This is a genomic window from Glaciecola sp. 1036 (assembly GCF_050306235.1).
Lineage (GTDB): Bacteria > Pseudomonadota > Gammaproteobacteria > Enterobacterales > Alteromonadaceae > Glaciecola.
In genome coordinates, this window is sequence record NZ_JBLWFH010000001.1 from 372655 (window position 1) to 399644 (window position 26990).

Below are 26990 nucleotides of genomic sequence, written 5' to 3' on the forward strand. Positions count from 1 at the left end.
TTATGCAATTGAATGTGCAATCAAGTCTGCAAAAGATACAGTCTGAAGCTCTTCCTCCGATATTCTTGCTATTTGGTGACGAGCCTCAACAAAAACTTGATGTTATGGATGCCTTACGTAAACAAGCCGTTGAGCAAGGCTATACGGAGCGCCACAAATTTACCGCAGATAGCGATTTTAACTGGCATCAACTTGCCGAAACAGCGCAAACCATGTCTTTGTTCGCTGATCGTCAGTACATTGAATTGGAATTACCCACAGGCAAACCTGGCACAACTGGATCTAAAGCACTAATAGAATACAGTGAATCTGCATCCGAGGATGTTTTTCTGCTTATACATGGTCCACAAATTGGTCAAGATGTTAAGAACAGCAAGTGGTTTAAACAACTGAGTACGCAAAGTTGGTTTTGTCCCTGTTATCAATTAAAAGACAATCAACTTAATGCCTGGATCAGGCAGTATGCTCAACAATTATCCTTGCAACTTGGTCCTAACGAGGCCAGCATCATAGCAGAAATGAGTGAAGGCAATCTGTTAGCAACGAAACAGGAATTAGATAAACTATCTTTAGCCTATGCGAACCAAACCTTGACTGAAAAAATGATTTTGGACGCATTAGTTGAGCAGTCAAAATTTACGGTATTCCAACTGGTTGATGAAGTTTTGCTAGGGAATATTGATAAAGCTTTAAAAATTCTGCAGCAATTGGAAAGCGAAGGTGTAGAACCTAATGCAATCCTGTGGAATTTGATTAATGAAAATCAACGCTTACTGGATTGTAAACAACAAGCGGCTACCGGTAAGATACAGTTTGCCAAATTAAAAATTTGGCCTAGCCGTCAAGGGTTGTATTCAGCGGCATTAAACAGATTAGATGAAAATGCGTTAATGCTAATGCAAAAACACCTGCAACAAGCTGATGTTTTGTTAAAATCTCAAACACCGCCTAAACCTTTTGTGATTTTGGCACATCTAATGCTTTTATTCCTACCGGTAAACCTGTCATCGCTAGAGTTGTTGTGATGATTTTATGAATCGGTTAATCTGAATTTAGAAAGGGCTTCCCCTTTAATTTTTTACTTATAAAGGATAAATATTGAACCCAAAAGAATTTACCCAATTTGTCGTTGATAAACTGGAAGACATGAAAGCCCGCGACATCATCGTTATTGATGTCAGTGGAAAGTCCAGTGTTACCGATACATTAGTCATATGTTCTGGTAATTCAAAACGCCATGTTTCATCAATTGCAGACAACCTTATTGTTGAATGCAAGCACACTGAACACTCTCCCCTGTCAGTTGAAGGCAAAGATACTGGCGAGTGGGTGTTAGTTGACTTAGGCAATGTGGTTGCGCATATCATGCAAGATGAAACCAGAGACTTTTATCAATTGGAAAAACTTTGGCAATAACTCCTGTTTAGGGACAATATAATCCATTATGCAAATTCAAGTAGTCGCTGTAGGGAACAAAATGCCTGATTGGGTCGTCCAAGGCACCAACGAGTATTTAAAACGTTTTCCGAACGACTGTCATATGTATTTCACTGAAATCGCTTTAGGCAAAAGAAGTAAAACCGCTAACTTACAAAATCTCATTGATGCTGAGGGCGCTAAATGCTTAGACGCGATCCCCAAAGGAAATCGTGTTATTGCCTTAGAAGTTAAAGGCAAACAGTGGGATACGCCGACCCTAGCGAAAAAATTAGATGCGTGGAAAATGGATGGTCGCAATTTGAGTTTGCTTATTGGTGGGCCAGAAGGTCTCTCCCAGCAATGTAAGGATGCAGCAGAATCATGGTGGTCCTTATCAAACCTAACACTTCCCCATCCTATGGTAAGAGTAATGGTCACAGAAGCACTTTATCGTGCATGGTCAGTCACTCAAAACCACCCTTACCATAGAGAGTAATATGGCGCCTAAACGACAAACCATAAGAGACCATTCTGCAGAAGCAAATTTATTTGCTCGCCGAGCCTTTATTTCAGGTCTATTTGTTGTCTTTTTTATGGGATTGATTTTACTCAATCTCTACAATTTGCAAATTAATCAGTTTGAAGACTATCAAACACGCTCAAACGGCAATCGAATTAAGCTACTTCCTGTAGCGCCAAACAGAGGGTTAATTTACGATCGAAACGGCGTTATTTTAGCCGAAAACAGACCGGTATTTAGTTTAGAAGTGATCACTGAACAGGTAGATGATTTAGAAGCTACGATAAATGACTTAGCAAGCCTAATGAATCTTAGTGAAGAGGAAATACAAGAATTTCATTCCGAACGCAAAAAACTGCGCCGGTTCAAACCTGTTGCATTAAGAAAACACTTAAGCCATCAAGATGTGGCTCTTTTTTCAGCTAATCAGCATAAATTCCCCGGTGTAAGCATTGAAGCAAGGCTTTCTAGACATTACCCCTTTGAAGATTCTCTTACCCATTTATTAGGTTATGTTTCTCGCATCAACAAACGAGATCTAGAGCATTTAGAAGCCACGGATCAAGCAGCCAATTACGCAGATACACACGACATCGGTAAACAAGGCATTGAAAAATATTACGAAACAATGCTGCATGGACAAGTGGGATATCAACAAGTTGAAGTGAATAATCAAGGTCGAATTATTCGTGTTTTAGATTTTCAACCGCCAATTCCCGGACAAGATCTTGTCTTAAACGTAGATATTAAACTACAACAAAAAGTACAAGAACAACTTGAAGGGAAACGTGGCGCTATCGTCATTTCAGATCCTAGGACAGGCAGTATCTTGGCCTTGTACAGCAATCCAAGTTACGATCCAAACTTGTTCGTCGATGGCATCAGCCAAAAAGAATATTCAAAGTTGATAAACTCGCGGGCAAGTCCTTTATTAAATAGAGCGACTCAAGGCAGATATCCGCCTGCTTCGACAATAAAACCTCATTTAGCCTTACTCGGCTTGGAAAAAGGCATCATTGATAAAGATTCAACCATTCGAGATTACGGCACTTACCGTTTGCGTAATGTTGACCATGTCTGGCGAGATTGGAAAAAAGGTGGTCATGGAGTAGTTGACGTCACCAAGTCGGTTGAGGTTAGTTGTGATGTGTTTTTCTACGACCTCGCCTATAAATTGGGCATAGATAATATTCACGAAGGTATGACTAAATTCGGTTTTGGTCAATTTTCTGGCATCGATTTGAATGAAGAATCAGCAGCGCTGATGCCCTCTAGAGGATGGAAGCGCGCCCGTCATAACGAACCTTGGTATATTGGTGATACCATCCCTGTTGGCATAGGACAAAGCTTCTGGAATGTGACGCCTCTTCAACTCGTGCAGTCGCTTAACATTTTAATTAACCGAGGCATGCGTCATAACCCCCAACTGTTACGCGGGGTGCTACAAGAAAATCAACTAGTTGAGCAACCCATAAAGTCAACCCGCGCTGTTGAAGTACATAAACCTGAGAATTGGGACATAGTATTAGACTCACTCTATGGCACTGTTAATCGCAAACATGGAACAGCAAGAAACGCATTTAGAAATACAGACTACATTTCTGCGGGTAAAACGGGTACAGCTCAATTATTCTCTGTTGGCCAAGATGAAGAGTACGAAGAAGAAAATGTCTCTTTGTATCTAAGAGATAACGCCATGTATATTGGATATGCACCCTATGACAAACCTGAATTTAGCATCGCTATTGCCATCGAGAATGCAGGCGGCGGAAGTTCAAATGCAGCGCCAGTCGCTAGAAGCTTGATGGATTTTTACTTTGAGCAACAACAAGGGGTTATTGCTCAGTCGGCCAATTCACCCAATACTGCTGTAAATAGCCAATAGTCATGACTGAATTAAAAACCAACAAAGCAACTTATCTTGAACGGCTACACATAGATGCGTTTTTGCTTTTCTGCTTATTAAGTTTGATGTTTGTGGGTCTATTGACCATATATTCATCAGGTGGGCAAGAAATGGACTTGGTCTACAGACAGCTTATACGACTTGGCTTGGCACTCACTGTTATGTTTGCGTTAGCTCAAGTACCTACCTTATTTTTACGCCGTATTTCAGTATATGCATATGGCATAGGTGTCTTCATGTTAGTAGGCGTGCTTTTATTTGGTGATATGGGTAAAGGAGCGCAAAGATGGCTTGATTTAGGGTTTGTTCGCTTTCAGCCGTCGGAAATTATGAAACTAGCTGTACCTTTGATGTTGGCTGCGTATGTTAGTCGTAGAAGCCTGCCCCCGAAATTCAGTACAATTTTAATTGGTTTTGGTTTGGTGTTTATTCCAACCATATTAATTGCAAAACAACCAGACTTAGGTACCTCATTATTGATCGCTAGTTCTGGAATATTTGTTTTATTCCTCGCCGGATTATCATGGAAGCTAATCACAGTAATCGCCGGTTTAGGTGGCGCCTTCACCCCTATCATGTGGTTCTTCTTAATGAAAGATTACCAAAAACAAAGGGTGACCACATTTTTAGATCCTGAAAGTGATCCCTTAGGTTCCGGATACCACATCATTCAATCTAAAATTGCGATTGGTAGCGGTGGATTAGACGGCAAGGGTTGGTTACAGGGAACACAATCTCAATTAGAATTTTTACCTGAACGCCACACGGATTTTATTTTCGCAGTATTTAGCGAAGAATTTGGACTAATCGGTGTGATTGGGCTACTAATAATGTACTTATTTATTATTTTTAGAGGCTTGTACATTGCCAGTCGAGCTCAAGATCCCTTTAGTAAATTATTGGCCGGCAGTATCACTCTAACGTTTTTTGTGTATGTTTTTGTGAATATGGGAATGGTATCTGGACTACTACCTGTTGTAGGAGTTCCCCTACCTCTGATAAGCTATGGAGGAACGTCAATGGTGACACTCCTTGCGGGATTTGGCATATTAATGTCTATCAGTACCCAACAACGATTGTTATCGAGGTAAATACCTTAATCGTTTAAAAATAAAAATCAGGATACACATGATGAAAAACAATAAAAATGTATACCTGTCTCTTGCGCTAATAGTTTTTCTAACACAAGGCATTGTGGCTTGTTCTTCGACGTCCAATACAAGTCGCTATAGTCAAAAACAAGATTCAGCTCCTACTTTTGAATATGGAGATCTGGACTATGTGGAACCTAATCCTGTGTTTGAACCTTATAACGTATGGACAAGTCGACCTTATAAAGTTAACAACAGATACTATACGCCCCTCATGACTGGAAAAGGTTTTGAACAAGAAGGGTACGCGTCATGGTATGGACAAAAGTTTCACGGTCACAAAACTGCCAATGGTGAAACCTTTGACATGTTTCAGTTGACTGCAGCTCATACGACACTGCCATTACCTTCCTATGTAAGGGTCACTAACACTGAAAATAACAATACTGTAATTGTGAGAGTCAATGACCGTGGACCTTTTCATGATCAAAGAATTATTGATTTGTCTTACGCGGCGGCTAAAAAGTTAGGCTTTCGTAATAAAGGGGTTGCTAAGGTTAAAATTGAAGTCATTCATGTAGATGAAAGCGGTTTAGTGACTATTGGTAAGCAACCTCAAGATACACTTGTCGCGAAAAACCAAGCGCCAACCTTAAGCCCAGCAGACGTTAACGTCGAAGAGACGATTACTGAGTCAGTTACAGACGATATCAAGTTACCTCAACTATTTGTGCAGGTCCTAGCGCTAACAGATGCAAATAAAGCACAGGATTTAGCGCGTGGTTTAGCTAACTTATTACAGTTACCTACCCACATCCCTAAACTTGAAAATATCTATAAATTACAAGTAGGCCCTCTTGAAAATGAACAAAGTGCCAAAAAAGTAATCCAACATTTGAGTAATATTGGGTTTGAAAATGCCTTCACAGTGGAATTAACGCCCCAATAGTACTTATCAGCAATCTTGGCTCCAAAATGAATATAGAATGCCATATTCAAGGGTGAGATATGCCTCACAATCATGTAGAATACGCCGCATTATGCGAAATTAAAAAATAATACAAAAAGGTTAATGATAAAAAATGCGCTACGTTAAATACCTTACGCTTGTGACCGCTATGGTCGTTAGTATGCTTGCACAAGCATCCATTGTTATCCCCCCTGCTCCCGCAGTAGATGCTAGTGGTTTCTTGCTCATTGACCACAGCAATGGTCACATCATCGCATCTAAGAATGCCGAACAACAATTGCATCCTGCAAGTTTGACCAAAATTATGACTGTGTATGTGGTTGGTAAAGAGATACAAGCTGGCAATATCAGTCTTACTGATAAAGTTACAATCTCGGAAAATGCATGGGCAAAGAACTTTCCAGACTCATCTAAAATGTTTATTGAAGTGGGCACTCAAGTAACCGTAAATGAGTTATTGCAAGGTATCATAGTGCAATCTGGTAACGATGCTTGTGTGGCAATAGCTGAACATGTTGCAGGTTCAGAGTCTGCATTTGCTAGCATGATGAATGCCCATGCGGCCAATCTAGGCATGACACAAAGTCATTTCGTCAACTCTCATGGTTTACATGATCCTGACCACTACACCTCACCTCGCGACATGGGAATTTTATCTCGCGCGTTAATTGCTGAGTTACCTGACATGTATACCTATTACAGCCAAAAAGAATTCAGCTATAACGGTATTAAGCAGTTTAACCGTAATAGTCTATTATGGGACAAGAGCCTAAATGTTGACGGTATTAAAACTGGACACACATCAGATGCTGGTTATTCCTTAATAACGTCCGCGACTCAAGGCGACATGCGTTTAATTTCTGTTGTCATGGGCACTGATAGTGAGCAATCAAGAAAAACAGAGAATAAAAAGCTGTTACGTTATGGTTTTAGATTTTTTGAATCGGCCTCTCCATATAAGGCCGGTGATAGTTTCGTCGCTCACCGAATTTATATGGGTGATAAAGAAACCGTAGAGTTAGGTATTAATCAAAATGTTAATATTACTATTCCACGGGGACAGTCAAATAGCTTGAAAGCGCATTTTGAGATTAATGAACAATTAACGGCACCTTTATCCAAGGGGCAAGAAGTGGGTACGCTGGTACTTAAGTTAGACGGCGATCAAATAGCTGAATATCCACTTGTTACCCTAGAAGAAGTGCAAGAAGGTGGTCTGTGGTCTAAAGCTATGGACTATATGGTGTTGAAACTTGGTTTGGAGGATTAATGGATACGCGATTTGATGAATTGCTCGATTTTCCTTGTATGCAAACGTTCAAGGTCATGGGACTAGCGCAACCTGAATTACCTTCGCTTGTTGTTGAATGCTTACAACAACACGCGCCAGGTGATTATTCGCCTAGCATAAAACCTAGTAGTAGAGGTAACTATCATGCTGTTAGTGTTGGTGTACGAGTGACCAGCAAAGAACATATGGAAACCATTTACACAGAATTGGCCAAAATTGAAATTGTGCGAGTAGTACTTTAATTGAGCGTTGTCTGAGATGTCTTTACCCACTTATGTTCGGCAATTGGGACTAACTGAGTATCTGCCTATTTGGCATAAGATGCAGACTTTCACAGACGTAAGAGACCAAACTACGCCTGATGAAATCTGGTTATGTGAACATAAACCCGTTTTTACCCAAGGCCAAGCAGGTAAAGATGAGCACCTGTTAGCGCCTGGTGATATTCCCGTAGTGCCAGTTGACCGAGGTGGTCAAGTGACCTATCACGGTCCTGGACAACTCATGATGTACATATTACTTAACGTAAAACGGCGTAAACTGGGTGTTCGTGAGTTAGTAACTGCAATGGAAAATTGTATAGTGAACACGCTAGCAGAATTTGGTACTCAGGCTAATGCTAAACCAGACGCACCTGGTGTTTATGTTGATAATAAAAAAATTTGTTCATTAGGGTTAAGAATTCGTAAAGGTGCTTCTTTTCATGGATTGGCATTTAATGTTGATATGGATCTTTCGCCTTTTCAACGAATAAATCCATGTGGATATGCCGGTATGCAAATGATAGATTGTAACTATGTGCCGGGACCAAAAAACACCGATCAAGCTGGCGAATCTGTAGTTAAACATTTTTGTCAGATTCTTGGTATTAATAACTTAGTATTCAAAGAAGGTTTTGATGAGTAATTCACGACCACAAGCAGGGGTAAAACTGCGTGACGAGGACAAGGTAAAACATATACCTGTTACTGTGATCCCAACAGAAAAAGAGCAGATGCTGCGCAAACCTGAATGGATTAAGATCAAATTACCTCGCTCAACAGATCGCATTGATCATATAAAAAGCACGTTGCGAAAAAATAAATTACACAGCGTTTGTGAAGAAGCTAGTTGTCCTAACTTAGCAGAATGTTTCAATCATGGTACGGCTACCTTCATGATTTTAGGAGACATTTGTACCCGCAGATGCCCGTTTTGTGATGTGGCTCATGGTAAGCCATTACCGCCAAGTGCTGAAGAGCCTGAAAAGTTAGCCAAAACTATTGCAGAAATGGCCTTGCGTTACGTTGTTATCACATCGGTAGATCGAGATGATTTACGTGACGGTGGTGCGCAGCACTTTGTCGATTGTATTAATGCGATTCGTGAACATTCGCCCACTACAAAAATTGAAGTATTAGTGCCAGATTTTCGAGGTCGAATGGACAAAGCTTTAGAGATATTCAAACACGGCTTACCTGACGTGTTTAATCATAACCTTGAAACGATTCCACGTTTGTACCGTGAGTGTCGTCCTGGCGCTAACTATCAGTGGTCTTTGACACTACTGCAAAAGTTTAAACAACAACATCCTGAAATCCCAACCAAATCGGGATTGATGATGGGTATGGGTGAAACCAATGATGAGATGCAAAAAGTGTTAGAAGATCTCAGAGCCCATCAGGTAGATATGCTCACCTTAGGGCAATACTTGCAACCCAGTAAGTTTCACTTTCCAGTAAAACGTTATGTTCCCCCGGCAGAATTTGATGCCTTAGGCGAATTTGCCAAACAAATAGGCTTCACCCATGCAGCTTGCGGCCCTATGGTGAGATCAAGTTACCATGCAGACAAACAAGCCCAAGGGGTTGAAGTAAAATAAAACAAAAAGCCATCAAAATTGATGGCTTTTTACTATATTCGTTCATTATTTAACCTTATTTTGTAATTTTATTACATTTTAGCTGAAATCGTTTTCGTAATCTCACATTAATATATTCATAACATCCTATTCATACTTTGTTATAAAAAAGCAATTTTATTTGCGATTTTGGTATTAAAAACGCAAATACCCCTTGTTTATCAAGACATTTAGCACTAACATCAAATTTCCACCTACTAACGCCGAATGAAGTGAAATGAAACTGAAAGACGCCCTGAAAGATTACAATATTATTACGAATGCTGAGATTGTATATAATCCAGATTACGAAACACTTTACAAAGAAACCACGGATTTAGGTTTATCTGGCTTTGAAAAAGGAGTAGATACTGAATCTGGGGCTGTTTGTGTTCACACCGGTAAATTTACTGGCCGCTCCCCTAAAGACAAATACATTGTTAAAGACCAAACGACAGAAAATACAATATGGTGGGGAGATAAAGGCCAAAACGACAATAAACCTATTTCACAAGAGGTTTGGAATGACCTGAAACAATTAGTTACCAACCAACTTAGCGGCAAACGCTTGTTCGTGGTTGATGCTTTTTGTGGTGCAGACGTTGCCACCCGCTTAGCAGTAAGGTTTGTTACCGAAGTAGCTTGGCAGGCACATTTTGTGACCAATATGTTTATAACACCAAGCGCGGAAGAATTGGAAAACTTTACACCAGATTTCGTGGTTATGAATGGTGCTAAAACTACCAATCCAGATTGGCAAAAACATGGATTGAATTCGGAAAATTTTGTTGCTTTTAACTTAACTGAAAAAATTCAATTGATTGGCGGCACTTGGTACGGTGGAGAAATGAAAAAAGGTATGTTCTCCATGATGAATTACTACCTTCCTTTGCAAGGTATCGCCTCCATGCACTGTAGCGCAAATGTTGGTGAACAAGGTGATGTTGCTATATTCTTTGGACTATCCGGAACCGGCAAAACTACCCTATCGACTGATCCTAAACGACGCCTGATTGGTGACGATGAACACGGCTGGAATGATGAAGGCGTGTTTAATTTCGAAGGCGGATGTTACGCAAAAACGATAAAACTTAAAAAAGAAAACGAGCCTGATATCTATAACGCGATCAGACGTAATGCGCTGTTAGAAAATGTGGCGGTTGATGAGAATGGTAAGATAGATTACGACGACGGTTCTATTACTGAAAATACGCGAGTCTCCTATCCTATTGACCATATTGAGAACATTGTTAAGCCAGCATCTAAAGCTGGTCATGCTAAAAAAGTAATATTTCTCACGGCAGATGCATTTGGTGTTTTACCTGCTGTCGCTAAATTGACCCCAGAACAGGCTCAATATTACTTCTTAAGCGGTTTTACCGCTAAGTTAGCAGGTACGGAAAGAGGAATAACTGAGCCAACACCTACATTCTCTAGTTGTTTTGGCGCAGCATTCTTATCTTTGCATCCAACCCAATATGCGCAAGTTCTCGAAAGTCGCATGCAGGCGGTAGGAGCACAAGCCTATTTGGTAAATACTGGTTGGAATGGCACTGGAAAACGTATTTCAATTAAAGCGACGCGTGCCATCATAGATGCAATCCTAGATGGCAGTATTGAAAATGCAGAAAGTTTCCAACTGCCTATTTTTGATTTAGCTATTCCTAAAGCTTTGCACGACGTGCAAAGCCAATTATTAGATCCTCGTGCAACTTATGAAGAAAGTGATACTTGGTATGAAAAAGCCGAAAGTTTAGCTGAAAAGTTCATTCAGAACTTCGATAAGTTTACGGACACCACTAAAGGAAAAGAATTGGTCGCTGCTGGCCCCAAAATTCTGGTGGTATAACGAGTTAACGCATTAGTGAAAAAGCTTGTTCATTATTGGCCACTGCTATAGTGGCCTTTTTTTACAAGGCTTTTCTGGTTGGCGCCACCACGTTGGCAAAAATTAACCCTGCGACTAAAGACATTAAGATTAAAAATGTTTCTTGCCCAATGTGGTCAGCCTGAACAAAGTTTTGGCCAGAGATAAAAGCATTTAGTCCGATATAAGTTTTTGAGCCAGGAACCAACACAATCAATCCATGCATTGCAATAATAGTTGAAGGCTTGTTGACCATACGGGTAAACACATTCGCAAATACACCTAAGGCAAATGCTCCTAAAAAGGCACCTAACCCTTGTTCGAGGTATGCTGAACTCCATTTGGTTGTAGCATAGGCCAAAATAGTGGCTAATATTGCCCAAGGAATATCGCTAACCTGAGTTCGAAAAATTGTTACTAAGCCTAAGCTTAAACCTAAGACACCAAGCCACTGCACCCAAAACGGCATGGGTTGGTTAACCTGCACGGTAAATTCACCTACCAGCGCAACACTTAAATAGATACCCAAAAAAGCGCCAAAATATAGTTTAAATAGCTGCATAGCAGCATCCATAATTCTAGCTGTACCAGATACTAGATTACGCGAAGAAAGCTCTGCTAGCCCCATAGTGAGGGACAGTCCGGGGACTAGAATTATCAACGACGATAATATAATTAACCAAATATTTATCCCATGAAAATAATGATATGAGAGCATGCTAGCAATAAAGGCTACTGAGAATGAAGCTACTGGCTCTAACATTAAATTCACGCGTTTACTTTTTTGCGCCCATAGCGTCCACAAATAAACCACCAAACCCAGCACTGAGGATATCAGTACTTCGCGAATACCTGCAGCCATCAAAGTAGCAAAAGCACCTGTAGAGATAGCAAAACCAAAACCTGTCACAACACGACCGTAAGGGCTTGGCAGTGCATCAATGTGATCTAATTCAGCATCTGCTTCCGATAGATTGATTTCACCTTTGAGTAACTTCCCAGCCAGAGCGTCTGTTTTGGCCAATGCATTTAGATCTTGTTCTCCCGGATTTAAGCGCGCCGCATGTGTGTATTCGTCTTCATGACGGTCACTCCATATCACGAAAGTCAATGATGTAGGTGTTGATATAAAAGATGCACGAACGCCTAAATAACTGGCAATTTCAGTTAAGTATGCCTCTAATCGAAAAGCTGGAGTTCCATATTTATGTAGCATTTTACCCAGCTTTACAATAAAGCGTCTTATTTGTGTGAATTCAGTTTTGTCCATGCCCGTCAATTATAGTCTTTAAAAAATGTAGCTGTAAAAATATCTGCGCTATTTCTAATAGCCGCAATGATAGTCATGTTATTACGGCTGACAACAGATAATATTTATCACTTATTCATTAGTATTTCTAATCGATTAGTCACTAATTCCAACACAGTCTATTCATAAACGCGTGTTGATTTAACGCAAGCGAAAGCGATAAACACATATTAGGGGTTTATAAACCGATTCGCTAAGGATATAGTGAATAAAATCAATAAGATCATTTAACTGGACTGTTGGAATATCATTATGGGTCAACAATTTGAAAAGGATCACTTTTCAGAACAGGATTTTCTTGAGTTTAGCCAACGACTTCATAAGCAGATTTATCAATTACGGGATAAAATAGAAACCAAAGGCTTTTCCAGTGGCCCAGCTTCATTTGGTGCAGAATTAGAACTTTATCTACTTGATGAAGAATTCAACCCTAAATGCACGAATCAAAACATTTTAAAAACCGCAAATAACCCTCTGCTCACAGAAGAGTTAAATCAATATAATTTGGAAATTAATTTATCCCCAGTCGAATCAGCACCAGACGCATTGAGTCAAATGCAAACTCAATTATTACAAGAGTTAGACAAATTAGAGAATCATGCTCAAGAGCATCAAACACAATTCATGCCCATAGGTATTTTACCGACGTTAGAAGAACGGCATTTGCATATCAACCATATGACAGATCTGCCTCGCTATCGAGCTTTGACTCATCAGCTCTCTACCGGCAAAAGTGAACCTTTTCATGTGGATATTAACGGGTTTGAAAGTCTGCGAATGAGTTGTGCAGAAGTGACGTTAGAGGGAGCTAATACATCTTTTCAAGTCCATTATAAAGTGCCTGCTGATGATTTCCCGAACCTGTTTAACGCAGCACAATTGGTCACGCCATTGGTCTTAGCAATAGGCGCCAATTCCCCTTTGTTTATGGGTAAAAAGCTGTGGCAAGAAACCAGAATTGCCCTGTTTAAACAATCTATTGATAACAGAACGAAAGAGCTCACTGAATGGCGTCAACCAGCGCGAGTATCCTTTGGTCAAGGTTGGATTCGTCATAGTGCTTGGGAGCTTTTCGCCGAAAATGTAGCGCTTTATCCACCAGTGCTACCTGTGATTGACAAACAAAATAGTCCTTTCAAAGAACTTCTAATGCACCACGGTACTGTTTGGTCATGGAATCGAGCGGTTTATGATGATCACGGAGATGGTCACCTGCGCATTGAGTTTAGGGCGTTGCCAGCAGGTCCAACGGTAGTCGATATGATAGCCAACGCTGCATTGATGATTGGATTAACCAAAGCGCTTGCAAATAATATCAATGATTATTTGGTGAAACTGCCTTTTCAACATGCAGAATATAATTTTTATCGCGCCGCGAAACATGGACTAGATGCTAAAATTCTTTGGCCAAGCTTAAAACAAAGCCAACTAAAAGACTTTACTGTCGGTGAAATATTAATGCATTTACTGCCCCATGCAGTTGAAGGGCTGATAAGTCTTGGCATTAGCCCATCAGACGCAAATTATTACATAGATATTATTGAGCAACGGTTAGCTAAACGCCAAACTGGCGCGTCTTGGCAACTCGCGCAATTAGAAAAATTAGAACAAAAATACGATCGAAAAGCGGCTATTCAGCAAATGTTAAGTCGATATTTGTACAATATGAAAGCCAATATCCCGGTCAGTAAATGGTAGTATATGTCCTGTGAAATTAGTCGAATATAAAGAACAAGAGGTCCGTGAATTTGCCAAACATTTGGACTTTGTTGGTTTTGCCAAACGACTTGGAAGCGCGTGTTATTTTGACCTTAATGGGCATTTTCAAGGAATGTCATTTGCCGTTACAACCTTATTGCATGGAAACGAGCCTTCGGGTTTATTCGCGATCTACCAATTGTTAAAAACCGATTTTGCTCCCAGACACAAGGTAAGGTTTGTCATCGCATCTCTAACCGCCGCGCTTACTGAACCCTTGTTTACGCATAGAATGTTGCCCGGAAAAAAAGATCTCAATCGTTGTTTTAATCCATCTGCGCAGGGGCACAAACAAACGGATTTGCAAATTGCATTAGCTGACGCCATCAATGATAAGATTTCGCAGTTTAAACCAGATGCTATTGTAGATATTCACAATACTTCAGGCAGCGGGCCTGCATTTGGTGTTGCAGTTGAGCAGTCAGCTGAGTCCCTAAGTTTAGTCAGTTTTTTCTGTCAACGCATCATAATTACAGATATTCACTTGGGAGCAATCATGGAACAGGATTTTGGTTGTCCAATAGTGACAATTGAAGCTGGCGGCTCTCAAGACAATGATGCTAACGACACGGCATTTATGGGATTAAAAAACATATTGCTCGCCAAATCGCCGTTAAAACATCAAAGTATTTTAGAAGTTTTATTACACCCTAGGCGTTTAGAAGTAAAAGATGCTGCTAGCATCACCTACAGCCTAGAAAACAACACAGATTTTGATATTAGTATGCGCAGTGACATCGAAAGACACAACTTTGGCATCACTCCAGCGGGTACTCATCTTGGCTGGGTAAATAAGCCCATTGAGCAACTGCTTAAATTGGACAACAAGGATCAGGTAGATGCTTTTTTTTCTTTGGACGGCAATAAATTAATAGCTAAGCGAGCATTACGTTTGTTCATGGTAACCACTCGTGCAGATATAGCAGTATCAGATTGTTTGTTTTATGTAGTGAGTGCTGATGAAAACTAACCCCCTTGATAGCAAATTATTCTTAGCCGAATATTGGCAACAAAAACCCTTAGTGATTCGTGGATTTATTCAGCTCTTTAACGACCCAATAGATGAGCATGATTTAGCCGGGTTAGCCCAAGAAGAGGAAATTGATGCCCGAATAGTACGTCGCTTCAATGGGCAATGGAAAGTATTCCAAGGTCCCTTTGAGACATTTGATGACAAGTGTAAAGGCGATTGGACGTTGTTAGTGCAAGGGGTCGACAAGTATATTGACCAAGTCAAAGCCCTGTTTGAATTAGTCAGTTTTCTTCCCGCCTGGCGCACCGATGACGTGATGATCAGCTACTCGGTAAAAAATGCCGGCGTTGGAGCACATATTGATCAATACGATGTTTTTATTATTCAGGGAAAAGGCAAACGTAGATGGAAAGTAGGTGCAAAAGGCGAACATGCGCCGTTTAGCCCCACTGAAAATTTATCTTTAGTGAATGACTTTGAGCCTATTATTGATGAAGTGTTATTGCCGGGGGATGCTATTTACATTCCTCCACAATTTCCCCATTCAGGCGTCACAATCGAAGATAGTCTAAATTATTCCATAGGTTTTAGAGCCCCTAGCTTTACCGAACTCTTGCATGAAGTGACCGATCAAGCTATTGCCAGTGAGTTAGCAGTTCCCCGCTATCAAGATAATAAGAGTTTACTCAATCGTCAGCATCCATTTCATGCTGTAACACCAGCGGAAATTCAAGAGTTAAAAGCCTACTTAACATCGCAAATCAATTCATCGGCTTTTGACGATGTGTTAATGAGAGCCATAAGTCAAAGTCATTTACCAGAAACAGATGAAGAAGATTACACACTTGAGGACTTAATGGAATGTGTAAATGATGCTCAATCCCTTTATTTAAGCCCAGGGGTTAAACCCATATTTTTAACTGATGAAGATTCAACATTATCAAGGTTTTATATAAATTGCGTAGCATTTGATGTGGCGTCTGAACATCAGTCCTTGGTGCAAGATCTTATTCACGATGGATATCTCAACATGAACCCTGAACTAGAAGATATCATTTGCCAAAATGAAGCACTGCAAAGCCTTTTACTGGGTTTGCTGAATTTGGGATATATTTATATTGAAGATCAGTAACCCGATAAAAACGGCGTTTAAGCTCAACCTAAACGCCTTTTTACAACTAATCTGTTGTTAATTTTTCCGCTAAATTAAGGTCAAATGGCGGTTTCTCAGTCTCCCGCGTCGCATCTTCAGCTAAGTAGGTATTCATCCAACGCATCAACCTTAAAGAATAATCGTATCTTGCCGCTGCTTTGCGATTACCATGGCCTTCTCCGGGATAAAAAACCAAGCGCACTGGGGTGTCAGTGCGCACTTTTATTGAACGAAACAGTTCCATTGATTGACTAGGATGCACTCGAGTATCATCTTCACCATGTAGAATCAGAATTGGGGTATTGGCTTTACCAGCATGGTACACAGGAGAGCGTTCTAAAATTCGCATCCAATTGTTGTTTTCCCAAGGCCATACTAAAGAATGTACCAAATGCATTTCATTCGGAATATCGCTGGTACCAAACTTTGATATCTGGTTTGAAATGCCCACAAAAGCTACAGCAGCTTTAAAATATTCAGACTGAGCGGTCGCTGCCCACATTGATGCATAGCCACCATAGGAACCACCAGTAATCCCTACCCTGTCCTTATCTATAATTCCCGCCTCAGCTAATGCCGTCAAACCATCCACAATGTCGTTAAATTCTTTACCTGCATAATCGTTTTGATGAGCTTTAGCAAAGGCTACGCCGCGCCCCGTGGAACCTCGGTAATTAGGGTAAAATACAGCATAACCTTGAGCTGTGCCAAAATGACCAGGATTCGAATATCCAGTAAGCCAGCCATCACTGTAATGAGATTCTGGGCCTCCGTGGATCATCATTATCAGCGGCCATCCGGCAGATGGTTTTTTACCATTGGGCGTCATAAGCAGGCCCTGGATCATCTCTCCATCTCTGGCTTTATATTCAAAAGTGGTTTGTTTGCCTAGTTCTATGTCTTCTAGCCAAGTATTATGCTGGGTCAACTTAGTTACACCGTCCTTGGTAACAGCAAATAATGCGGTTGGATGAGCTGCACTGCTAGCGAGAAAGTAAATACCCTGCTTAGACACAGCCAGATAATCTAGGGCAATATCATCAGGAGTAGGAAGTGTTTTTTCGATGTTACCTTTGGTGTTATATTGAACCAGTTCGGTTTCTACACCTTTGTGCACAGCTGCAAGGATATCGCCATCCTTCCACGCTATATCCATAACGTATTGCAATTCATTTTGCGTCAACTGGGTTAGAGCGCCCGTTTTTATATCCGCAACCATGAGAACGCCGGTTGAGGTATCGTGAATGTCTGTACCTGCATACATAGCGAGTTTTTTATTATCAGGTGACACGATAAATTTGCCTAACTTTCCGGGCATATCCACTGTGGTTAACACTTTATGGTTTTTTAACGAAATGACATGCAGATCACGTTGCATGTAATAATCATCGATAAGGTTTGTAGGTGCTACAGCTGCGACAATAAATTCGTTGTTCGATGACAATGTAATGCTTGATACATCACCCTTTGAAAAAATTGACTCGGCTTCACTTTCAGGATCAGTAAAATTCCACTTCCAGAGTTTCGCCATACGAAAATCTTCTTCAAATACGTAAGCTTTGAAACCTTTGTCCTTAAGCTCATTTTTTTGCTCTTTTTCTTTAGCAACAAAATATAAAGATTCTCCATTTGCACTAATGACATAATCTTCAATATTAGTATCATAAGAAAATACTTTTTCTGCTTCACCACCAGCTAATGAAATAGCATACAAAGAAGTCGTATCATCACCTTCGCGTTTGCTAGTAAAGTAAATTTTTTCGCTTTTGGGTCCAAAACTTAATCCGCCTATACGACCTTTACCTGCAATAAATCTGATGGGTGCTTGATCTCCTTTAATAACATACAAATGCATATCAGAAGAGCCATCTTCATCACCAGCCACAATATCTCTTGGTTCTGATAAGGTATAAGCAAGCAGATTTTCAGACGGCGAAGCGACTACATCAATCACATGTTTTACTTGAGGTAGGTGTTCAATTTGAAACTTTTCTTTACTGTGAACTGTGGCGATTAATGCCAAAGAAATTAAAAAGACCTTGATAAGATGAGATCCATTCATTGTCTCTTGCTCCATTTATTGATTATCTTTTATACAATAGCAAGCCAAGTATATATTTCAAGTCGCACCCCACCTGAGACGCTCTTCTCACTTATTTTGTATTACCACCCATTGACGCGCGGCCAAGTTGCTTCGATTTGACCATCATTCAGTACTTTATATTCTTCATAAGCCGCCGCTGTCATACAGGCATGATTGGGTAAGATAAGCAATTGTGTTCCTATGGGAAATCGCGCAAAGTCTTGTGCACTTTTTAACTGAATTATCCCATGCTCCTGATTGACTTTATTAACAATCAAATTATCCATGGGCTGCATACTTTGTGCATCGAGTACTAGTCCGTACCCGTAGCTCACTTTTTGCTCTTTGGTCCCAGCATCTTTTGACATAGCCAAGGCACCTGCATCAATTATCAAACGATTATGTGACTTTTTGTGACTGATAACTGTAGTGAGTACCATGAGTGCAATATCCTCGATATTACACACACCAATATTTTTCATCACTAAATCTTGAAATACAAATACGCCTGCTCTTATTTCGGTGATGCCTTTTGGTGTTTTTAAACCGTAGGCTGTTGGCGTCGAACCGACACTTATGATCTGACAACTTATATTCTCTTTATTTAACGCATCTACCGCTTTCATCATCTCATCTACTTCTTGCTGAGCATGTAACTCAACTTCAGTCATCGACGAACAAAGATAAGAATCTCCGGCGTGGGTCATTAATCCTAAAAACTCGAAGTTTTCATGAGCATGGCAAAAATTTGCTATCTGAATAATGTCAGAATCTGAGGGGATCAATCCGGCTCTGTGACCGTCAACATCAATTTCAATTAAAATTTTGGCTACAACATCTTTTTGTTTGGCAATGATTGCAATTTGCTCAACAACAACTAAAGAATCTACCAATAATTTAAAATCAGGGTGCTCTTTTGCCAATGAAAGTGCTGCATCTATCTTGTTTGGTGCCAGGGTCACCGCATACAAAATATCGCTAACGCCCTGTTGGAAAAAATACTGCGCTTCTTTCAGAGTCGACACTGTTACCCCTGACATTGGGGATTGTGTCATATGATGTAATACATCGATGGATTTAGCAGTTTTAACGTGAGGTCGAATATTTACGTTCAAGTCAGCACAATGGGAATAAAGGCTTCTTATATTGTTTAGCATTTTCTGTTTATGCACAACTAAACAAGGGGTAATCAGATCTGAAAACGTTTTTTGCATCGCATTAAATTCTTTTTATTTTTGATAGCGGCATTTTGCCAGTGTTATGTTTTTAAGGCTTCAAGCCGCCATTCTCCACTTTGATAACTAACAATAACCTGTTTGTAATCTTTGTCTACATTAAAGCTTTGTTTATTTATTCGAACCTCCACCCCAGGAAAGATATTTTCATAGGCACTTACTTGCACCTTTTTCTTAAACTCTTTGAGTTGAGCTTCTACATTTTGCTCTGTACGCCTTAACCAATTCAGAAGCGAGCGTTCATCTTGTAATTTTTCACCAAGTTCTCGCACTTTTGGCAATAAAGCATCTCGATGTTTCTTTCTTTTTAGTTTAACGAATCTGATTTCATGTGTAGCATTTGACGACTCTAAAACTTTTCTCAGTTCCATTAGTGATTCATGTTTGTAATACAGTTTGTTATAAGCTTCAGAATAGTCTATTTCAAGCTTACTTCCTGAAATTGCACCAATTTTACCTGCGGCGACTTGCCCACTGGCTCTAATTCGACAGCCAAATAAATTACCGTCAATTTTTCCTTGATTGCCAACTATCACTTCGCCTTCACAATCTATTTCACTATGGGATAACTGCTTCATTACTCGCACATCTTTATGCGCTTGCATTTTAGTATTTTGTGCATGAAACAGGGCTATGCTGCCGCCCGCTTCTAATCTGCATTCATCGCGATTGGGTTTTCCCGTTGCGCCCTGTGTAATAATAATATCGCCTTGCGTTTTAATATAGGCAGACTCTACAAATCCATTTATGGTAACATCCCCAGTTGCGATGATTTTCATATTTTCGGTCACATCACCATTCACAATGACCGCACCATCGTAGTCGACATTCCCGGTTTTAACGTTTACACCGTTAATGCGATACACATCATCAATGTTCATTTGACCGTATTTAAACTTAGGTTGTCCCGACACAGTAGCAATAATTAAGTTAGGATCGTCGTCCAAGCACTTGGTGTTAGTGCCTAAAGAATGTTGAACCCAATCGCCTTCAGAGGCAATTATCAATTTATTTTTAACAGTGTAACCATTTCGACCTGGACGCGGTGGTATTTTCTTAGCCACCAACTGCCCCTCGTTGACACAAACGATGTCCCCAAGATTACGCATATCAACTTTATCTTTACCTGAATTCTGAGGCTGTAAAATTCTATCTAATGCATTTGGAACCATAGGAATAATTTTGGAATCTTTACCCTTGCGAGGTGGAAGGCCTTTGGCAATAACTTCAGATAAGGATTTTCCTGGAGGATGTGCGGATAATTCTTTTAAAAGCTTCTCAATACGCTTTTTACTAATGCCGCGTGAAACTTTCTGGTCTTTAAGTGCTTCATTAACCTCCTCTAGGGTGACAGAACGACCACCATAGGGATTGTACACCGTGAGCTCAACTTCCATTTCATCGGGACTAACGTCGATCAATAATTTACCGTCAAGAATTTGAGCAATCGCCATTTCGACTTGGCTATCATTGCCACTTTGATTGCGTTTAATAGCTAACTCAACAGCCGAAATCAATGCTTGATCATCAAGGTATAAATCTTTGTATTCTGATTGATAAATGTTGTATTGGACAGATTTAGATTCAAGTTTGTCGCCACAGGTTTGTGGGTCGATGTGAAGAATTAAATGTTCACCCTTATCATCAAGGTTTAAAGAAATACCATTCATCTTTTAATACTGTCTCAATGTTCACTACTACCATTATAGGCTATCGGCTTAAAACCTATATTTATTTAATGGTTTAGTACTTTTTTAATAAACCTTTGTATTTTTTAACCTTTATATTGATATATATGTTCGTATTTATGCTAATTCACTTAACATTTATCTTATTTAGCAGTAGATTAATCCTATATACACCTAAGAGGTTTAGTATCTTTTGGATCGTGAAAATCATGGAATAATCAATCAAAATGCTTTTAAAGGCATTGTGGTTGCAACAGTGCTAGTCATAACCACAGCCTTTTATTTTACTTGGTATGCGCTGAGTCAGATAAAAGAAGATGTATTAAATGAGTATGGAAAATCTCTTACGACAGTATTGGAAAGTAACTCCACCGCAATAAACTTCTGGATTCAACAACGGGCAAATATACTTTCGCGAATTGCCTCCTCGTCTGAAATCACAATGATGCACTCGGCTATTATTGCCGCAAATAACGAAGCAAACCAAAATGCCAATGATATGGCACCTATGCTTGCACAAAAACTATCTTTGTTTAGAACATTTAATCAAAATAAAGGACTTATGTTGTTTTCTGTAGACGGCAATTTTATTGCGGGTGATATTGACGAATCCATAAGTATCCGAGATTTATCTCTGTTAAAGCAGCATTATCCAGAACTCTGTAAGCGCTCTCGGGAAATTACCCAATTCATTCCCCCCGTTAGCTTTACCACCCTTTCTGGTCAGCATCTTAATCTCCTTACTTTTATTGCTCCCATTAAACAAGATGAAACTCTGCTAGGTTACATAGTGTCTGTTTATTCCCCTGAAAATGAACTTAGCCAAATTGCATCCTTAGCTCGGATTGGCAAAACCGGGGATTCGTTTTTATTTAATAAAGAGGGTTATTTATTATCGCGGACTCGTTTTGAGGACTCCCTACCCGAACTAGGTCTATTATCCGCCAATCAATCATCCATCCTGAATCTGAAGCTAGTTGACCCAGGTGTTAATCTTTACAAGGCAAGCTCAGCTTTGAACTCTGAGGAAGTGCTTACTCGAATGGCAACCTCCGCAATTAAGGGAGAAAATAGTTTTAATTTAGACGGTTATCGAGGCTTTAGAGGTGTGAACGTGATTGGGGCTTGGCAATGGATGCCTGATTTACAAATGGGGATTGCCACCGAAATTGACCTGCATGAAGCCTTAGAAAGTTATCGCAGTGCCAGCTTGGTTGTGTTGTCGCTATTAACCCTTAGTTTGATGATTTTTGGTGTGTTAGGCACTGTGGTCGTCATCACTTCCTATAAAGCAACAAGTCGCTTGCGATTGGCTGCAATTGATTTAGAGCATAGAGTTGACGAAAGAACTGAAGAATTGTCTGTTGCATTGAATAACCTCAAACATGAACAAACAATTCTTCAATGTTTGTTTGACAATATTCCCGATCCCATATTTTGCAAAGACAACGATAAACGCTACGTAAAAGGAAATGATGAGTTTTTTAAAACCTTTAATAAAACACAAGAAGAAGTCATTGGGTTCACCGACCAAGAAATCACCCATCAAAATGATAAGTCTTTCTTCGAAGATACCGATCAACAAGTATTAGATTCTGGAAAAACACTTGTATTTGAGCGCGAAGGCAATCATGAAAATTACACCGATAGAATTTTTGAAACCCGCAAGTCATTAATTCCCTTCCCTGATGGCATACCGCCGGGCATTATTGGTATTGCCAGAGATGTCACCGAACAGCGAAAAGCGGAACGCAGTTTAATTTCGGCAATCAAAACCGCAGAGGCGGCCAATCAAGCCAAAAGTGAGTTTCTGGCGCGCATGTCACATGAAATTCGCACCCCCATGAACGGTGTTATTGGAATGCTAGATTTGGTTATGGATACCACCTTATCTGATGAGCAGCGACATAAACTAGATGTCGCCAAAAGCAGTGCCAAAAGTCTATTAGGTTTAATTAACGACATTCTGGATTTCTCTAGGGTTGAAGCTGGAAAATTAGAATTAGAAGTGATTGATTTTGACTTACCTAAACAGATAGAAGAAACCACCAAAGCGCAAGCAATTCGCGCTGAAGCTAAAGGCTTAGAGCTATTGATTGACGTCACTTCTATCGATAATCCAATGGTCAAAGGCGATCCATTACGCTTGCGTCAAATTGTGACTAATTTAGTCAACAATGCGATTAAATTTACCCAACAAGGACAAATATTCATCAAAGCAAGTTCTAGCACGCACAGTGGCAAAGTCAAACTAGAGTGTTCAGTTTCAGATACGGGTATTGGCATACCTGAAGATAAGTTAGATACCCTTTTTGATTCATTTACTCAAGTTGACTCATCGACCACGCGCAACTATGGCGGTAGCGGCTTAGGCTTGGCAATTTGTAAACGATTATGTGAATTAATGGATGGCGAGATCAGAGTTACAAGTGACCTTGGTAATGGCAGTTGTTTCACTTTTACCGTAACTTTTGAAGCAAGCGCACTAAAACCGCAAAGTAAACCCTATGGCAATATTCAAAACCTCAGAACCTTAGTGGTGGATGATAATCCAATCAATTTGGAAATATTGAAAAATCAGCTCAATAAAATGTCTATCTACTGTAAACAGGCCGAAAGTGTTGACCAGGCCATCGACATATTAGAAGAGTCCGGCGGTAATTTTGATATTTTAATTACCGACATGAACATGCCAGGTAAAGACGGACTTGAACTCACCCGATTAATTCGAAAATCCCCAGATTTCAGGCATATTAAAATCATTATGCTGAGTTCTATGTCGTTTAACGCCAACAGAACAGAAATGAAGGCCATGGGTCTTGACGGATGTTTACTTAAACCTATATCCACTGATGATTTGTTAAATGTAATCAGATTAGTTGCTAATAATGCGTCGTCTGACACAGTAGTTAATGAATTAAGTCTAGTGAATTATAGCAATTCAACACCAGAGCCAGCGCCACAATGGCCAAGTTACCATCGAATTTTGATAGTAGAAGATAACCCAGTCAACATGATGGTTGCTGAAGGGCTATTGAAAAAATTAGGGTTACGATTTGCCTCTAGTTTTAACGGTCAGGAAGCTATTGATAAACTAAAATCCAGTGAAGCAAACGATACCTTTACCCTCATTTTAATGGATTGCCAGATGCCTGTCATGGATGGGTACAAAGCAACTACATTAATACGCCAAGGTTTTGCTGGTGATATTTATAAAGACATTCCTATAGTTGCAATGACCGCCAATGCCATGAAAGGCGATAAGGAAAAGTGTTTGCAAATGGGAATGGACGATCACATCGCCAAGCCTATAGACAACAAACTGTTTATCGATACCATACAAAGAGCCTTTTTAATGTCTAAAATGGCCATTGAAGGCTACGACATGCCTAATCACAGTCTGGACAATGACAATCATCAGCAACCACTGAATATCCCCCACAGAGCGCTGCGCACAATGGATTGGAACGAATTAGTTCCAAGCTTAAGTGTTGATCCAAAGATGTATTTAAAAAGCTTATCTGTATTTCAACACCAGCATGTTGGAAAACCCTTTGTATTAAGCAACACAACTGAAAGCGCAATTGATATAAAAAGAGACATTCATACGTTAAAAGGCAGCGCTGGCAACATGGGCTTTTTAACCCTATATAAGCTTTGCTTAGCCTTGGAAATAAAAATTATTGATTCGGGACTAGTTGAATCTGACATTGAAACCCTTAATCATACACTAAATGATGCATTAAGTGATGCTCAACTAATACTTGAGTCCAACACGCACTTAAATTCTCAACTTAATACTATACGTCCAAAGTTACAGGTGTATACTGATATTCAGCGGTACGTAGAGAACAGTGAACTCGTTCCTTTCGTGTTGGTTGAAGAGCTTAAAGCGATAAAAACCAATGGAAACATCGATGATGAAGAAATTGATCTGGTTGTCAACCTATTAGAGCAGTTTGATTATGAAGAGCTAAATTCGGTATTAAAAAGGATCTTATGAGTACAGAAGTTGAATTTAAACCAGTCATTTTGGCAGTTGACGATGATCCTACGAATATCAACGTCATTGTGAGTCACTTGTCTCCACTCAACCCTAAATTTTTAATCGCTAATAGCGGTAAGTCAGCATTAGACATATTGGCTAAACAGCAACCTGATCTCATCATTTTAGATATCAATATGCCTGATATTACTGGCATAGATGTTTGCAGAAAAATTAAGTCTGATACACTCAATCAAGAGACCCCCGTACTTTTCCTTACCAGTAGCGTTAATGATATTTCTGAAGCCTTTGATGTAGGTGGTGTTGATTACATATTAAAACCGGTAAAAGCTGAAGAACTTCTTGCCCGTGTAACAACGCATTTGCGTCTCAATCGTTTGGTCAAATCCCTTGACGAAGCCAATACATTGCTCGAGGGCGTAAATGAAAGCTTAGAAATCAAAGTTCAACAACGAACTATCGAACTGGTTACAGCGAATAAAAATCTAAGACGAGAAATAGATGAAAGGCGTCGTCTTCAGGACAAGCTGTCTTATCTATCAAATTATGACTTTGTGACCCGAATGTACAATCGCACATCAATGGAACACGAGCTCAAATCCAGATTAGACTTAATGATGACCTCAGATGCCATAGAGGCTCGTTGGTATCTGTTTTTTATAGATCTAGACCAGTTTAAAGTTGTCAATAACAGTTGTGGCCATGTTGCTGGGGATGAACTATTAAGGCAAATTGCTGAAATTCTAAGAGATTTATATACCGATGATTATATTTGTGCGCGTATGGGTGGGGACGAATTTGCCATCCTTCTGCAATCCGTTAACCTTGAAGACGCGATTAAAAAAGCACACATTGTGAAAAATGCGATCGAGGCCCACAAGTTTGAATGGAATAACGAAATATTCAGACACACCATTAGTATTGCGTTGGTTGAACTCGATGAAAGTGTAGATTCCGTTTCCCATTTACTCAGTATCGCTGAACGAACCTGTTTTGAAAGTAAACGCAAAGGTGGTGGGGAAATATCGATTTATAATCACACAAAAGAATACATAGATAAGTCGCAGCAACAATTAAAGGTCATTCCAATTTTGCATCACGCATTAGAAAATGACCAATTCACCCTCTTTTATCAGCGAATAATTCCGTTAAACGAAGAGCATCCTTACAAAATAGAGGTTTTACTGCGCTTAGTTGATAACAGTGGCAAGGTAAAACCACCTAGCCACTTCATACCCATTGCAGAACGCTATCATTTAATTACTGAAATCGATAAATGGGTAATCAATAAAACCCTTGAACAAATGAAAAATTTGCCTGAAGACTTGCATGTGTCGATTAATTTGTCAGGTGAGTTTATTGGAAAGAGTAACTCAGCAGAATTAATTAAATCTATGTTGAGCCAATCACAAATAGCACCACAACGCATCTGTTTTGAAATTACAGAAACATCAGCTATATCCAATGTTGAAGCAACCAATGCTTTAATTTCAGAGCTGAAAGAAATTGGTGTCCAATTCTCATTAGACGACTTCGGTACTGGTACATCGTCCTATGAATACTTAAAACAACTTCCTATCGATTTTGTCAAAATTGACGGTATTTTTGTTAGAGATATTGAGAACGACGAAATAAATCGTAAGATGGTAGAATCTATTCTTGGCATTGCCGTCGCTAAACAAGTCAGAGTTATCGCGGAATGTGTTGAAACCCCAGAAGCCCTTGCGATATTGCAAGAAATGCAATTGGATTATTATCAAGGGTATCTAGCGCATAAACCTGAGCCTCTAGCTAAGTTATTTGAGAAATAGTTGTTTGGAATGTTGTCATCAAGCTGTCACT

20 protein-coding genes are annotated in these 26990 nt (G+C 39.8%); 16 read left to right on the forward strand and 4 right to left on the reverse strand.

The genetic code is table 11. The features are described from left to right. Nucleotides 1–2: 2 nt before the first annotated feature. From holA to pckA, 11 genes are all read left to right on the forward strand, one after another. A complete protein-coding gene (holA, locus tag ACNKW3_RS01660) occupies nt 3–1025 on the forward strand; it encodes a DNA polymerase III subunit delta (protein ID WP_427397546.1) in 1023 nt (340 codons plus the stop codon). Nucleotides 1026–1098: 73 nt separating this feature from the next. Beyond that, nucleotides 1099–1416, forward strand: coding sequence for a ribosome silencing factor (rsfS, locus tag ACNKW3_RS01665; protein ID WP_427397547.1), 318 nt, complete (start codon nt 1099–1101; stop codon nt 1414–1416). Nucleotides 1417–1444: 28 nt separating this feature from the next. After that, on the forward strand, nt 1445–1915 hold the full coding sequence (rlmH, locus tag ACNKW3_RS01670) for a 23S rRNA (pseudouridine(1915)-N(3))-methyltransferase RlmH (protein WP_427397548.1): 471 nt from the start codon (nt 1445–1447) through the stop codon (nt 1913–1915). Nucleotide 1916: 1 nt separating this feature from the next. Continuing rightward, on the forward strand, nt 1917–3824 hold the full coding sequence (mrdA, locus tag ACNKW3_RS01675; RefSeq protein ID WP_427397549.1) for a penicillin-binding protein 2: 1908 nt from the start codon (nt 1917–1919) through the stop codon (nt 3822–3824). A 2-nt stretch (nt 3825–3826) separates the two neighbouring features. Next, a complete protein-coding gene (gene rodA / locus ACNKW3_RS01680) occupies nt 3827–4936 on the forward strand; it encodes a rod shape-determining protein RodA (protein ID WP_427397550.1) in 1110 nt (369 codons plus the stop codon). A 37-nt stretch (nt 4937–4973) separates the two neighbouring features. After that, nucleotides 4974–5885 (forward strand): septal ring lytic transglycosylase RlpA family protein, encoded by a 912-nt coding sequence (locus ACNKW3_RS01685; RefSeq protein WP_427397551.1) that lies wholly within the window; start codon nt 4974–4976, stop codon nt 5883–5885. Nucleotides 5886–6018: 133 nt separating this feature from the next. Continuing rightward, complete coding sequence (locus ACNKW3_RS01690) at nt 6019–7176, forward strand: serine hydrolase (protein ID WP_427397552.1); 1158 nt, start codon at nt 6019–6021, stop codon at nt 7174–7176. Then, nucleotides 7176–7439 (forward strand): DUF493 family protein YbeD, encoded by a 264-nt coding sequence (gene ybeD, locus ACNKW3_RS01695; protein WP_427397553.1) that lies wholly within the window; start codon nt 7176–7178, stop codon nt 7437–7439. The genes ACNKW3_RS01690 and ybeD overlap by 1 nt, the downstream gene beginning before the upstream one ends. 16 nt (nt 7440–7455) lie before the next feature. After that, a complete protein-coding gene (gene lipB / locus ACNKW3_RS01700) occupies nt 7456–8103 on the forward strand; it encodes a lipoyl(octanoyl) transferase LipB (protein WP_427397554.1) in 648 nt (215 codons plus the stop codon). Next, complete coding sequence (lipA, locus tag ACNKW3_RS01705) at nt 8096–9058, forward strand: lipoyl synthase (RefSeq protein WP_427397555.1); 963 nt, start codon at nt 8096–8098, stop codon at nt 9056–9058. Before lipB ends, lipA begins: the two co-directional genes overlap by 8 nt. Nucleotides 9059–9314: 256 nt before the next feature. Next, nucleotides 9315–10925: a phosphoenolpyruvate carboxykinase (ATP) gene (pckA, locus tag ACNKW3_RS01710; protein ID WP_427397556.1), complete on the forward strand. Its 1611-nt coding sequence runs from the start codon at nt 9315–9317 to the stop codon at nt 10923–10925. Between the two features lie 61 nt (nt 10926–10986). On the opposite strand, the gene ACNKW3_RS01715 is transcribed toward pckA, so the two are convergent. Further along, nucleotides 10987–12213 carry a threonine/serine ThrE exporter family protein gene (locus tag ACNKW3_RS01715; protein WP_427397557.1) on the reverse strand — a complete coding sequence of 409 codons (1227 nt, stop codon included), beginning with the start codon at nt 12211–12213 and terminating at the stop codon, nt 10987–10989. A gap of 291 nt (nt 12214–12504) precedes the next feature. Here ACNKW3_RS01715 and ACNKW3_RS01720 point away from each other — a divergent pair, with 291 nt between their 5' ends. Genes ACNKW3_RS01720 through ACNKW3_RS01730 form a run of 3 tightly spaced genes read left to right on the forward strand, consistent with a single transcriptional unit; the run spans nt 12505 to nt 16115 of the window. Then, the gene (locus ACNKW3_RS01720) at nt 12505–13950 is read left to right on the forward strand and encodes a glutamate-cysteine ligase family protein (RefSeq protein WP_427397558.1); all 1446 of its coding nucleotides are present in this window, start codon (nt 12505–12507) and stop codon (nt 13948–13950) included. A 10-nt stretch (nt 13951–13960) separates the two neighbouring features. Further along, entirely contained in the window at nt 13961–14980 is a 1020-nt protein-coding gene (locus ACNKW3_RS01725) for a hypothetical protein (RefSeq protein ID WP_427397559.1), read from the forward strand. Continuing rightward, nucleotides 14970–16115 (forward strand): cupin domain-containing protein, encoded by a 1146-nt coding sequence (locus ACNKW3_RS01730; protein ID WP_427397560.1) that lies wholly within the window; start codon nt 14970–14972, stop codon nt 16113–16115. Before ACNKW3_RS01725 ends, ACNKW3_RS01730 begins: the two co-directional genes overlap by 11 nt. Nucleotides 16116–16161: 46 nt before the next feature. Here the strand turns inward: ACNKW3_RS01730 and ACNKW3_RS01735 are convergent, their stop codons facing one another. From ACNKW3_RS01735 to ACNKW3_RS01745, 3 genes are all read right to left on the reverse strand, one after another. Beyond that, the gene (locus ACNKW3_RS01735; RefSeq protein ID WP_427397561.1) at nt 16162–18198 is read right to left on the reverse strand and encodes a prolyl oligopeptidase family serine peptidase; all 2037 of its coding nucleotides are present in this window, start codon (nt 18196–18198) and stop codon (nt 16162–16164) included. Nucleotides 18199–18299: 101 nt separating this feature from the next. Continuing rightward, a complete protein-coding gene (locus ACNKW3_RS01740; protein WP_427397562.1) occupies nt 18300–19433 on the reverse strand; it encodes an alanine racemase in 1134 nt (377 codons plus the stop codon). A 44-nt stretch (nt 19434–19477) separates the two neighbouring features. Continuing rightward, nucleotides 19478–21124, reverse strand: a complete 1647-nt coding sequence (locus ACNKW3_RS01745; protein WP_427397563.1) for a DUF342 domain-containing protein — start codon at nt 21122–21124, stop codon at nt 19478–19480. A gap of 211 nt (nt 21125–21335) precedes the next feature. Between ACNKW3_RS01745 and ACNKW3_RS01750 the strand changes: the two genes are divergently transcribed. Together ACNKW3_RS01750 and ACNKW3_RS01755 are read left to right on the forward strand one after the other, a co-directional pair. Then, nucleotides 21336–25145: a response regulator gene (locus ACNKW3_RS01750; RefSeq protein ID WP_427397564.1), complete on the forward strand. Its 3810-nt coding sequence runs from the start codon at nt 21336–21338 to the stop codon at nt 25143–25145. Beyond that, on the forward strand, nt 25142–26959 hold the full coding sequence (locus tag ACNKW3_RS01755; RefSeq protein WP_427397565.1) for a two-component system response regulator: 1818 nt from the start codon (nt 25142–25144) through the stop codon (nt 26957–26959). Before ACNKW3_RS01750 ends, ACNKW3_RS01755 begins: the two co-directional genes overlap by 4 nt. Nucleotides 26960–26990 lie beyond the last annotated feature (31 nt).

Bases quoted from the DNA above. Each gene is read 5' to 3' on its own strand.
- holA (WP_427397546.1), top strand. From the start codon at position 3: ATGCAATTGAATGTGCAATCAAGTCTGCAAAAGATACAGTCTGAAGCT.
- rlmH (WP_427397548.1), top strand. From the start codon at position 1,445: ATGCAAATTCAAGTAGTCGCTGTAGGGAACAAAATGCCTGATTGGGTC.
- mrdA (WP_427397549.1), top strand. From the start codon at position 1,917: ATGGCGCCTAAACGACAAACCATAAGAGACCATTCTGCAGAAGCAAAT.
- rodA (WP_427397550.1), top strand. From the start codon at position 3,827: ATGACTGAATTAAAAACCAACAAAGCAACTTATCTTGAACGGCTACAC.
- ACNKW3_RS01685 (WP_427397551.1), top strand. From the start codon at position 4,974: ATGATGAAAAACAATAAAAATGTATACCTGTCTCTTGCGCTAATAGTT.
- ACNKW3_RS01690 (WP_427397552.1), top strand. From the start codon at position 6,019: ATGCGCTACGTTAAATACCTTACGCTTGTGACCGCTATGGTCGTTAGT.
- ybeD (WP_427397553.1), top strand. From the start codon at position 7,176: ATGGATACGCGATTTGATGAATTGCTCGATTTTCCTTGTATGCAAACG.
- lipB (WP_427397554.1), top strand. From the start codon at position 7,456: ATGTCTTTACCCACTTATGTTCGGCAATTGGGACTAACTGAGTATCTG.
- lipA (WP_427397555.1), top strand. From the start codon at position 8,096: ATGAGTAATTCACGACCACAAGCAGGGGTAAAACTGCGTGACGAGGAC.
- pckA (WP_427397556.1), top strand. From the start codon at position 9,315: ATGAAACTGAAAGACGCCCTGAAAGATTACAATATTATTACGAATGCT.
- ACNKW3_RS01715 (WP_427397557.1), bottom strand. From the start codon at position 12,213: ATGGACAAAACTGAATTCACACAAATAAGACGCTTTATTGTAAAGCTG.
- ACNKW3_RS01720 (WP_427397558.1), top strand. From the start codon at position 12,505: ATGGGTCAACAATTTGAAAAGGATCACTTTTCAGAACAGGATTTTCTT.
- ACNKW3_RS01730 (WP_427397560.1), top strand. From the start codon at position 14,970: ATGAAAACTAACCCCCTTGATAGCAAATTATTCTTAGCCGAATATTGG.
- ACNKW3_RS01735 (WP_427397561.1), bottom strand. From the start codon at position 18,198: ATGAATGGATCTCATCTTATCAAGGTCTTTTTAATTTCTTTGGCATTA.
- ACNKW3_RS01740 (WP_427397562.1), bottom strand. From the start codon at position 19,433: ATGCAAAAAACGTTTTCAGATCTGATTACCCCTTGTTTAGTTGTGCAT.
- ACNKW3_RS01745 (WP_427397563.1), bottom strand. From the start codon at position 21,124: ATGAATGGTATTTCTTTAAACCTTGATGATAAGGGTGAACATTTAATT.
- ACNKW3_RS01755 (WP_427397565.1), top strand. From the start codon at position 25,142: ATGAGTACAGAAGTTGAATTTAAACCAGTCATTTTGGCAGTTGACGAT.